Origin of the sequence: Rathayibacter agropyri (genome assembly GCF_013249015.1) — a bacterium.
Classification (GTDB): domain Bacteria; phylum Actinomycetota; class Actinomycetes; order Actinomycetales; family Microbacteriaceae; genus Rathayibacter; species Rathayibacter agropyri.
The window spans coordinates 23864-34929 of the sequence record NZ_JABRPL010000009.1 but is presented as its reverse complement, the minus strand read 5'-3'; the positions used below and the strand labels follow the sequence as shown (position 1 = coordinate 34929).

Genomic DNA, 11066 nt, shown 5'->3' with positions numbered 1-11066 from the left:
CGAGATACTCAAAAAACTACAGCCCGTGGAATAGATTCAAACCGAGGACGTGGTCCGGAATCCCTGGGTCACCCCAGAGTCGCCACACCTCAACCAACCTTCCCGGCCTGCATTGTCGCGGTCGGAAGCGCCACCGACGCCGCGGGCTTCCGTCATGCCGACGAGCGCGGCATCCCCTTCTTCACCGTGGCGCCGCGCGACTTCGCCTCGCGCGACGAGTAAGGTGACAGTAATTAATCGCCGGGCGCCATTAGTGCAAGGCAGATGAATGCCACGAAAGTGCCGAGGGATTCGCGGACGCGGGCGACTGAGTGGCCACACCGCCGACACGAACGCCTTCACGCGCTGCTGCTCGTGGGAACAGCGAGGCTCCTCCCCTTATGAGTCAACTCGAAGGAACTTGAAAGCTTACTGCGCCGACGGGTGCGTAATAGTGGTTGCTATTGGCTCTGCGGTGGTGTTTTTGACGCGACTCGCCGAACAGGGTGAGGAAAAAATATGTTACCCCTTTCTATCTGCGATTGGGCTATCTTAAGGACGGGAAATATGCGCGCATTTGCCCTCATTGGTGCAGCGGTGATTGTGACCACAGGGGCGTGTTCCTTCGCTGCGCCCGCATGGGCGGAAAATTCCTCTGAGCTGGGACCGAGCGGACGAGTAATGACTCTGGCGAAAGACTCGGCTTCTTCGGATGAACCCCTGGCTCCAGGAATGGTGGAGCTGCAAGTGAAAGAGGTGTCCACCTCCGCTGTGAAACTTCACGCCCGAACTGCTGCTGGTACCTCACTGGTTCGATTGGGGGATGGTTCCGTAGCATTTAGCGATGGTGTCAGCATTACCGATTCACTTCCCCGACACATCGATGTTGCGAATGGTGCGTCGGTCGACGGAGACTGGACGATAGATGCTGATGGGAGTCTGACGTTCTCACTGGGGCCAAGCGATCCTACTCAACCGAGCAATGTAGCAATAACTCGCTCGGATGCGCACGTTCTTTCTGACTGGGGCTCGCAGGAATGGGGCCATTGCGTGTCCGGTAACGGTGTCGGCGGAGCTGTGATCGGAGGGTTCGGAGGCACCCTCGTCGGCCCGGCGGGGACCGTCATCGGCGCCACCGGCGGGTTGCTTGGAGGAATTATACAGGGCGCTTTCTCTTGCTGAAGGGTGTGTTATGAACAAAAAAATCAAAAATGTACCGGCAGGGGCGCCTCTGCTGTGGGGCCTTCGCCCCTGGGTTTTCGCGGCCGTCATCGGATTCGGGGTAGTTCTGGGGGGCGTGCTTGCTGCGCTTTTCAACCTTTCTTTTCCTTGGTTTTTGGTGGTTGAAGCGGGCGTCACCTGCCTCGTACTCGTTGCTGGCGTGGCTGTGTCCAGCCGCAAGAATGGGTAAGCATAAATGCTGCCAACTACTTCGGCTCTCGAGTGCTCACTACGGGGGCGACCACAGACTTTGCACACGAACTCGGCTAGATGTTTAGCTTCACCTCTGGGAGGTATATGTGAACATATGTCACGCTCTGTGCCCCGCGCAAAGGGTCGAGGTGGACATGGAGGAACGAGAAGGATTCCGGCGTCAACAGTCACGAGAGGGCTGCATCCCGTCATTGGATGGTGGCGCTAAGGTCGGTCGAACGGCACAACGAAGGGATTGGCCCAAACGAGGGGCGGCGGTTACATCCGAAGCCAATTCTGCAACGCGTGAGGGGCAAGCCACGAGGGTTTGCCCTCCGTCGCGACCGGGTAGTCGCTTATTCGGGGATCGGTAATCCCCATCCGTTTCGCACTGTTCCATCTGCACCACGGGTTATCGTGTTGTTCGGATTCAGTGCGGAGACTTCCTCGCATACTGCCAGCAGTGCCGCAATCTGGACGACCTTCAGTCGCTGATCAATGTTGAGGTGGTCCAGCTCGTTGATGCTTCCGGACGAATTACCTCGGGCCGCTCCGATAGTTTCCGCAAGCGCGTCCCAGGCGATGGCGTAGCCCTGTGTCATTCTCGTGCCTCCTATTATGCTTTATCGCGGAGGATTCCGCTGGCTCTTACTTTAGCAACCACTAGTTGTGCTGTCCAGGGATATTGGTGAGATGCGATGGGTGAGTGTTTTCCGGTGGCGTTATGGGCCAAACTCGTTTCGGAGGACTCGGGCGGCATGGACCCGCCCACTACAAAGGACGCTGCCGTGGCCGAGGCCGCCCATCTGTCATCGAGGACGAGCCAGCCGGTGCATGAGCGATGCCGAGGCGCGAGAGCAGCGTGAGCGTGGGGCGACCTCTGGTCAGAGTCGAAGCGGTATCGGCTCGACTCTCAACCGGGAAGTCCTCCTCTCCGCTCTACCGGCTACCGCGAGTCGCCACACCTCAACCAACCTCCCCGGCCAGTACACCTAGACTTGCGCAGTGCTCAAGTTGGTCGTGCTCCTCTCCGGCGGCGGATCGAACCTCCGCGCCCTGCTGGAGGCCACCGGCGACGAAGGCTTTCCCGCGCGGGTCGTCGCTGTCGGCAGTGACACCGACGCAGAGGGGTTCCGCCACGCCCACGAGCGTGGCGTCCCCGCCTTCACCGTCGCGCCGCGCGCCTTCGCCTCGCGGGACGAGTGGGGAGCGGCGTTACTCGACCGTGTCCGCGAGTGGCAGCCCGACCTGGTGGTGTGCGCTGGCTTCATGCGAATCCTGCCGCCCGTCGTGGTCGACGCGCTCAGCCCGCGGATGATCAACACGCACCCCGCGCTCCTGCCGCTGTTCCCCGGCGCGCACGCCGTCCGCGATGCGCTCGCGGCCGGCGCCGTCGAGACGGGCGTCACCGTGCACGTCATCGACACCGGAGTCGACACCGGCCCGATCATCGCCCAGGAGAGCCTTGCCGTCTTCCCCGGCGAGAGCGAGGCGGCGCTGCACGAACGCATCAAGACCATCGAGCGTCGCCTGCTGGTGCAGACGGTGCTCGACATCGCCCACGGAACCGTCGACCTCGAGGAACTCGCCCGCGCATGAGCATCACCGCACACGACCCCAGCAGCTATGACGACCGCGACGTGGTCCCCGTCCGTCGGGCGTTGATCTCGGTCAGCGACAAGACCGGGTTGCTCGAGTTCGGAGCGGCGCTCGCCGCAGCCGGAGTCGAACTCGTCTCGACCGGCTCGACCGCCGCGACCCTCCGCGGCGCCGGTCACGAGGTGACCGACGTCTCGGCCGTCACCGGTTTCCCGGAGTCGCTTGACGGGCGGGTGAAGACGCTGCACCCGGCCGTGCACGCGGGCATTCTCGCCGACCTGCGCCTCGCCTCGCACCGCGAGCAGCTCGAGCAGCTCGACATCGGAGCGTTCGAGCTGGTCGTCGTGAACCTGTACCCGTTCCGCGAGACCGTTGCCGGCGGCGCCGACGCGGCCACCGTGGTCGAGAACATCGACATCGGCGGCCCGGCCCTCGTCCGTGCCTCGGCGAAGAACCACGCGAATGTGGCGATCGTGGTCGACCCGGCCGACTACTCCGGCATCGTCGCCGCCCTCTCCGCCGGCGGCACGACCCTCGCCGCTCGGCGCACGCTCGCGGCGCGCGCCTTTGCGCACACCGCCTCCTACGACTCCGCCGTCGCCTCGTGGTTCGCCGGGCAGGAGGCGACCGAGGGAGTCGAGGGGTCCGTCGATATCCGCGGCACTCTCCAGCAGGTCCTGCGCTACGGAGAGAACTCGCACCAGAAGGCGGCGCTCTACGTCTCGCCCGATGGCGCAGGCATCGCCCAGGCGACGCAGCTGCACGGCAAGGAAATGTCGTACAACAATTACGTCGACGCCGACGCGGCCGTCCGCGCGGCCTACGATTTCGTTCTCCCCGCGGTCGCGATCATCAAGCACGCGAACCCCTGCGGCATCGCAATCGCGAGCGCCAAGGCCCTTGATCCCATCGCCTCCGCCCACCGCCGCGCGCACGAGTGCGACCCGGTGTCGGCGTTCGGAGGAGTCATCGCCGCGAACCGGCCCGTCACCCTCGCGATGGCCGAGACGGTCAAGGAGATCTTCACCGAGGTGCTGGTTGCGCCGGGCTTTGAGCCTGAGGCGCTCGAGGTGTTGAAGGCCAAGAAGAACCTGCGCTTGCTGCAGCTGCCCGACTTCTACGCCCCGGTCGAGCGCGAGTTCAAGCAGATCTCGGGCGGTATTCTGCTGCAGGAACCGGACCGTTTCGTCGGCGGGCCCGGTGAGGTCAGTGCCGGGTGGCAGCTCGTCGCGGGCGAGCCGGCCGACGCCGACACGATGCTCGACCTTGAGTTCGCGTGGAAAGCGTGCCGCGCGGTCAAGTCGAACGCAATCCTGCTCGCGAAGGGCGGTGCCTCGGTTGGCGTCGGCATGGGTCAGGTCAACCGCGTCGACTCCTGCCACCTCGCTGTTACCCGGGCCGGTGACCGCGCGACCGGCTCCGTCGCTGCCTCCGACGCGTTCTTCCCCTTCGCGGACGGCCTCGAAGTGCTTCTGGCCGCCGGAGTGAAAGCCGTCGTGCAGCCCGGTGGCTCGGTGCGCGACGCGGAGGTCGTCGACGCGGCGACCCGCGCGGGCATCACCATGTACACGACGGGGCAGCGGCACTTCTTCCACTGAGTTGTCTGTCGCCCTCGCGGCACCTCCCGAGTTCGGGGAGCCGGGCGCTCGTAACTTCACTTCTGCGAATGTCCAAAAGTTGTCGCATTCGACGCCGAGTGCGACAACTTTTGCGTTCTGGAGGGGCGGGCCACGGGCCTCTCGGTGCGCGTGCGCTGACGCCGGCGCCGTGAGTGGCCATCGCGTTGTCTGGTGGACGAGGCCGGTGCCCGGGTATAGCCTGTGAGGCTGCCCAAGCTCCCGACTTGAGCGGCATCCCCCTCTCCCGCTCCGGCGGATCCCCCACCTCGTCGCGAAAGCACAGCACCGTGTCTTCACCCGCCCCCGCGTCCTCCGGCGCTCCCACGCCATCTCGCCCGAGCACGCTGCGGACCCTCCTGCGCCTGGTTCCATTCGTCGGCGATGCCCGACCACGCCTGATCGGCGGCATCGGGGTCGCTCTCGTGGCGAGCCTGGTCTCGCTCGCGATTCCGCTCGTCCTGCAGCAGCTTGTCGACGGGCCGCTCGGCGACGGAGCGACGGCTGCCGGCGCGGGTGATCTTGGGCCGCTGATCGGCCCGGTCGCTCTTATCCTGGGGCTCGGGATCCTCGAGGCCGGCGCCATCGCACTGCGGCGGCGAATGGTCCTCACCCCCAGCACCCGGGTTGAGGCCCGCATGCGCTCGGCGCTGTACCGCCAGCTGCAGGATCTCCCCGTGTCCTTCCACGATCGCTGGCAGAGCGGACAGCTGCTCTCGCGGGCAATGAGCGATCTCAGCCTGATCCGGCGCTGGATCGCCTTCGGTTTCGTGCTGCTGGTCGTGAACGCCCTAACGATCGTGGTCGGCTTTGGCGTCCTGGTTTACTGGAACCCGATCCTCGGCGTCCTCTTCGTCGTCTGCTCGGTCCCCGTCTGGATTTATGGCTTCGCGTTTGAGAAGCGCTACTCGAGCATCGCCCGCCGGAGCCAGGACCAGGCGGGCGACCTCGCGACCACCGTCGAGCAGTCGGTGCACGGCATCCGCGTGTTGAAGGCGTTCGGCCGCCACCAGCACGCGCTCGAGAACTTTGCCGGTCAGGCCGAAAAGCTACGCGGCACCGAGCTCGACAAGGCGAAGGCCATTGCGGGAATCTGGCTCGTGTTGCTCCTGGTGCCCGACATTGCGTTCGCGCTCTGCCTTCTGGGTGGAGTCTGGCTCGCCGCCGACGGGCAGCTGAGCGTGGGGGAGCTGTTCGCCTTCTTCGCCACCGCGACGGTCCTGCGCTGGCCCGTGGAGTCGATCGGGTTCCTCCTCTCGATGACCTTTGACACGCGGACTGCAGTGGATCGCTACTTCGAGGTGATGGACAGCCGGAACACCATCACCGATCCGGAAAAGCCTGCGACGATCACCGAGCCGCGCGGACGGGTCCGCTTCCGCGACGTCCACTTCCGCTACCAGGACGCTCCCGAGCGTGACCCAGACTTGCTCGACGGCGTCGACCTCGAGGTCGAGCCGGGCGAGACGATGGCACTCGTCGGCATCACCGGCTCGGGCAAGACGACGCTCACCGCGCTGCTCCCACGCCTGTACGACGTGACGGGCGGGGCGATCGAGCTCGACGGAGTAGACGTGCGCCACCTCCGCCGCGACGAAGTGCGCACGCACATCGGCATGGCCTTCGAGGACGCGACGCTGTTCTCGACCTCGGTCCGCGAGAACGTCCTCCTGGGCAACCCGGATGCGAGCGAGGAGGAGCTGCTCGAGGCTCTCGACATCGCGCAGGCCGACTTCGTGCAGGGGCTCCCCCACGGGCTTGACACGAAGGTGGGGGAGGAGGGGATGAGCCTCTCCGGTGGACAGCGACAGCGGCTCGCGCTCGCTCGCGCCGTAGCCGCACGGCCGATGGTGCTGGTGCTCGATGATCCGCTCTCGGCGCTCGATGTCGATACAGAGGCGCGGGTCGAGGCGGGGTTGCGTCGCGTCCTCGGCGACACGACCGCGATCATCGTCGCCCACCGCCCCTCGACGGTGGCGCTCGCCGATCGCGTCGCGCTGCTCGAGGAGGGGCGCGTCACTGCGGTGGGCACCCACAGCGAGCTGCTGGCCAGTAGCCAGCACTACCGCTTCGTCATCTCGAGCCTCGAGGAGGACGAGCTGACCCGTCCTGTCGGGAGCGAGCGCGTCGGCTCGCGTCTCGCGACCACGACCCACCAGGAGACGAGATCATGAGCATGCTCGGTTCGACCGAGGAGCGCGACGACCTCAGCCGTGCGGAGTCGTCCGAGCTTCGGCGGCGCTCGCTGCGGCTCTTGGGCTCGCTGCTGCGGCCCCTGCGACTGCGCCTCGTGCTCACCGCGATCGTGGTCATCGTCTCGACGGCGGCACAGGTCGCCGGTCCCGCCCTCATCGCGGCCGGGATCGACAACGGCCTCCCTGCGGTCCTTGACGGCGACGCCGCTCCGCTCGCTGTCATCGTGGCCGCCTACGTGCTCACCGGTGTGGTCGGCGCGGTGCTGGTGGCCTGGTACACCGTGCTCTCGGCGCGGGTGAGCCAATCGATCCTGATCGACCTGCGCAAGCGCGTCTTCCTGCACACGCAAAAGCTGAGCCTGGAGTTCCACGAGAACTACACGTCCGGCCGGATCATCTCGCGCCAGACCAGCGACCTCGATTCCATCAGGGAACTCCTCGACTCCGGGATCAACCAGCTCGTTCAGGGCGCGCTCTACATGGGTTTCGTCGCGATCGCGCTCGTGTCGCTCGACGGCGTGAGCGGCCTTGTGCTCGCCTGTGCCCTGGTGCCGCTCGCGCTGCTCACCCGCTGGTTCCAGAAGCGCTCGCAGGCGCTGTTCCGCGGCACGCGCGTCGCCTCGTCCAGACTGATCGTGCATTTCGTGGAGTCGATGACCGGCATCCGCGCGGTGCAGACGTTCCGCACGCAGAAGCGCAACGAGGCAGTGTTCGGCGCCGTGGTCGAGCAGTACCGTCTCGCCTACAAGCGCGTGTTCGGCGTGTTCGGCACCTTCGATCCCGGCCTGGTGCTGATCGGAAACGTGACAGTCGCAGTGGTGCTCTTCATCGGCGGCGTGCGGGTGCTCGACGGCGGCCTCGAGATCGGCGCGCTGCTGGCGGTCCTGCTGTACACCCGGCGCTTCTTCGATCCGGTGCAGGAGATGGCGATGTTTTACAACTCCTACCAGTCGGCCGCCGCCGCGCTCGAGAAGATCTCGGGCGTGCTGGCTGAGGAGCCGAGCGTTCCCGACCCGACCCGCCCGATCGACCTCCGCCAGGCTCGCGGTCGGTTGCGCTGTGAGAGCGTCCGCTTCGCCTACACGAGCGATCGGGAGGTGCTCCCGCGCTTCGACCTCGACATCCCTGCCGGACAGACCATCGCTCTCGTCGGCTCAACGGGCGCGGGTAAGACCACCCTCGCCAAGCTCATCTCGCGTTTCTACGACCCGAGCGACGGAGTGGTGACCCTCGACGGGGTCGACCTGCGGAGGCTGCATCCGAAGGACCTGCGGCGCGCGATTGTGATGGTCACGCAGGAGGCGTACCTCTTCTCCGGGTCCGTCGCCGACAACATTGCGATCGGTCGGCCGACCGCCTCCTATGACGAGATCGTGCGCGCGGCGCATGCCGTCGGTGCGCACCAGTTCATCCAGGCGCTGCCGGACGGCTACGACACCGACGTGAACAAGCGCGGCGGGCGCGTCTCGGCGGGCCAGCGGCAGCTCATCTCGTTCGCGCGCGCCTTCCTCGCCGATCCGGCGGTGCTCATTCTTGACGAGGCGACCTCGTCGCTCGACATCCCGAGCGAGCGGCTGGTGCAGCAGGGACTGCAGACGTTGCTGGCCGACCGCACCGCGGTGATTATCGCGCATCGCCTCTCCACGGTCGCCATCGCGGACCGCGTGCTGGTGATGGAGCACGGCCGCATCGTCGAGGACGGCACTCCGGAGGCGCTCATCGTCGGCGAGGGCCGCTTCGCCGCTCTGCACGCCGCGTGGCGCGACTCCCTCGTCTGACGCCGCTGCCGGAGGGCGCGATGTGCAGGAGCGCGTGCGATGTGCAGGAGGTCGTGCGATTCGCAGGAGGTCGTGCGATTCGCAGGGGAATCCTCGACGGAGGCGGTTTCTCCGCGCTATGACGCGGTTGTGGCCCGGATGCCCTGCAGATCGCACGCAGTCCTGCAGATCGCACGCAGTCCTGCGAATCGCACGCAGACCTGCGAATCGCACGCAGTCCTGCAGATCGGACAAGCTCCTGCACATCGGACACAGAGGCGCAGGTCACGGGCGCCAGCGGGCGGCGCGCACGTCGACGCGGTAGCTGGCCGGAGCGACGACCAGCGGCGTGCCTTCGCGCTCGTATTCCACCCGGGCGCGCGACTCCTGCCCGAGTGCAGGCGCGCCGCTAGAACGCACGACACGCCACCAGGCGACGTCAGAGCCGTAGCGCGCCAGCACGGTCCCCACCGCGCGCGCGGCCCGCGTGCCGAGCACCGCTGCGATGTCGCCGTATGCCATGACGCGCCCCGGAGGAATCGCGTCGACCACGTCGAGGACTGCGGTGACGAAGTCGGGCGGGTCCGCCTTGCCGTGGACCGCGTTCAGAGCGTCAGCGCCCCGATGTTCTCGCCGTACTGCGTCTCTCCGATGACCTCGAAGCCGATCCAGCGGAAGAACTGCTCAGGGCCGTCCTCGCCCGACTCCCAAATCACGGTGAGGGTGGCATAGCCGCGGGCGCGAGCTTCCTCGGCCGTGGCGCGCACGGCGAACGTGCCGACTCCGCGACCCTGCTTCGCCGCGTCGATGTTGATGCGCCAGATGCAGCTGCGGAACTCCTCCGCCGCCTCGGGATCGAAGTGCGCGTGGATGAAACCGACCAGCTCGTCGCCGTCCATGACGGCGCGCTGCCAGGAGGCTCCAGGGTCGATGACTGCTGCTGCCGCGGAGTACGAGACCGGCGCGATGAACTGCTCCTGACCCGGTTTGAGGCTGAGTCCGTTGACGGCCGAGATGTTCGACGCGGATAGCTCTTCCAGGCGGAGGTCACTCATGGCGTCAATCTACCGGCCTGGTGCTCGGGTGGCATCCTCCTGGCGGGCGATGGAGGTCCGCTCCTGGGAGGGGAGGGCGAACTCTCTCGACATCGAGACACTTCGGTGCTCGGGTAGGCTGGCCGCAGGCCATCCGGAGCGGTGCACAGCCGTCCGTCCCGCGCAGGTGCGGGGTCATCGACACCATGGGAGAGCAATGTCCAAGATCAAGGTTGAGGGAACAGTCGTCGAACTCGACGGCGACGAGATGACGCGCATCATCTGGCAGAAGATCAAGGACACCCTCATCCACCCCTATCTCGACGTCAACCTCGAGTACTACGACCTCGGCATCGAATATCGCGACCAGACAGACGATCAGGTTACGATCGATGCCGCACATGCCATCCACAAGCATGGAGTCGGCGTCAAGTGCGCGACGATCACGCCGGACGAGGCGCGGGTCGAAGAGTTCGGCCTCAAGAAGATGTGGAAGTCGCCCAACGGCACGATCCGCAACATCCTCGGTGGCGTGATCTTCCGCGAGCCGATCATCATCTCAAACATCCCGCGGCTTGTTCCCGGCTGGAACAAGCCGATCATCATTGGCCGTCACGCCTTCGGCGACCAGTACCGTGCCACCGACTTCGTGTTCAAGGGCAAGGGCACGCTGACAGTCGAGTTCACGCCAGACGACGGCTCCGAGCCGATGAAGTTCGAGGTCTATAAGGCGCCCGACGACGGCATCGCGCAGGTGCAGTACAACCAGGACGCGTCGATCCGCGACTTCGCGCGCTCGTCCCTCAACTACGGACTCTCGCGCAATTACCCCGTGTACCTCTCGACCAAGAACACGATTCTCAAGGCTTACGACGGCCGCTTTAAGGACATCTTCGAGGAGATCTTCGAGACCGAGTTCAAGGAGCGCTTCGACGCCGCGGGCCTTACCTACGAGCACCGCCTGATTGACGACATGGTCGCCTCCGCCATGAAGTGGGAAGGCGGCTACGTCTGGGCCTGCAAGAACTACGACGGAGATGTGCAGTCGGACACCGTTGCACAGGGCTTTGGCTCGCTCGGCCTGATGACCTCCGTGCTCTCTACGCCCGACGGCAGTGTTGTCGAAGCGGAGGCGGCGCACGGCACGGTCACGCGCCACTACCGCCAGCACCAGGCGGGCAAGCCCACGTCAACGAACCCGATCGCCTCGATTTACGCCTGGACGCGCGGCCTCGCGCACCGTGGCAAGCTCGACGGCAACCAGGCGCTCATCGACTTCTCGCTGACGCTGGAGGACGTGGTCATCAAGACGGTCGAGTCCGGCAAGATGACGAAGGATCTCGCCCTGCTCGTTGGCCCCGACCAGGGCTGGCAGACGACGGAGGAGTTCCTCGCGACCCTTGACGACAACCTCCAGGCCCGCATGTCGGCCTGACATCTGGCACGACGCGCTTCGGCCCGCAGGACTCTTCG

9 protein-coding genes are annotated in these 11066 nt (G+C 65.9%); 6 read left to right on the top strand and 3 right to left on the bottom strand.

Annotated elements, in window-relative coordinates; all coding sequences use genetic code 11:
- The first annotated feature begins 1171 nt into the window (after window positions 1-1171).
- A complete protein-coding gene (locus HRF29_RS14140) occupies window positions 1172-1390 on the top strand; it encodes a hypothetical protein (RefSeq protein WP_173249489.1) in 219 nt (72 codons plus the stop codon).
- A 358-nt stretch (window positions 1391-1748) separates the two neighbouring features.
- On the opposite strand, the gene HRF29_RS14135 is transcribed toward HRF29_RS14140, so the two are convergent.
- Window positions 1749-1994, bottom strand: a complete 246-nt coding sequence (locus HRF29_RS14135) for a hypothetical protein (RefSeq protein WP_173249488.1) — start codon at window positions 1992-1994, stop codon at window positions 1749-1751.
- Between the two features lie 403 nt (window positions 1995-2397).
- Between HRF29_RS14135 and purN the strand changes: the two genes are divergently transcribed.
- The 4 genes from purN to HRF29_RS14115 all read left to right on the top strand — a co-directional run bounded on the left by purN (window position 2398) and on the right by HRF29_RS14115 (window position 8580).
- Entirely contained in the window at window positions 2398-2991 is a 594-nt protein-coding gene (purN, locus tag HRF29_RS14130; protein WP_173249487.1) for a phosphoribosylglycinamide formyltransferase, read from the top strand.
- Window positions 2988-4589 (top strand): bifunctional phosphoribosylaminoimidazolecarboxamide formyltransferase/IMP cyclohydrolase, encoded by a 1602-nt coding sequence (purH, locus tag HRF29_RS14125; protein WP_173249486.1) that lies wholly within the window; start codon window positions 2988-2990, stop codon window positions 4587-4589. Before purN ends, purH begins: the two co-directional genes overlap by 4 nt.
- Window positions 4590-4897: 308 nt before the next feature.
- Complete coding sequence (locus HRF29_RS14120) at window positions 4898-6781, top strand: ABC transporter transmembrane domain-containing protein (RefSeq protein WP_173249485.1); 1884 nt, start codon at window positions 4898-4900, stop codon at window positions 6779-6781.
- Window positions 6778-8580 (top strand): ABC transporter ATP-binding protein, encoded by a 1803-nt coding sequence (locus tag HRF29_RS14115; RefSeq protein WP_173249484.1) that lies wholly within the window; start codon window positions 6778-6780, stop codon window positions 8578-8580. The genes HRF29_RS14120 and HRF29_RS14115 overlap by 4 nt, the downstream gene beginning before the upstream one ends.
- Window positions 8581-8844: 264 nt before the next feature.
- Here HRF29_RS14115 and HRF29_RS14110 read toward each other — a convergent pair whose 3' ends face one another.
- On the bottom strand, window positions 8845-9168 hold the full coding sequence (locus tag HRF29_RS14110) for an MGMT family protein (protein WP_173249491.1): 324 nt from the start codon (window positions 9166-9168) through the stop codon (window positions 8845-8847).
- On the bottom strand, window positions 9165-9614 hold the full coding sequence (locus HRF29_RS14105) for a GNAT family N-acetyltransferase (protein WP_173249483.1): 450 nt from the start codon (window positions 9612-9614) through the stop codon (window positions 9165-9167). The genes HRF29_RS14110 and HRF29_RS14105 overlap by 4 nt, the downstream gene beginning before the upstream one ends.
- Window positions 9615-9810: 196 nt before the next feature.
- Here HRF29_RS14105 and HRF29_RS14100 point away from each other — a divergent pair, with 196 nt between their 5' ends.
- Entirely contained in the window at window positions 9811-11028 is a 1218-nt protein-coding gene (locus HRF29_RS14100) for an NADP-dependent isocitrate dehydrogenase (RefSeq protein WP_173249482.1), read from the top strand.
- Window positions 11029-11066: the final 38 nt, after the last annotated feature.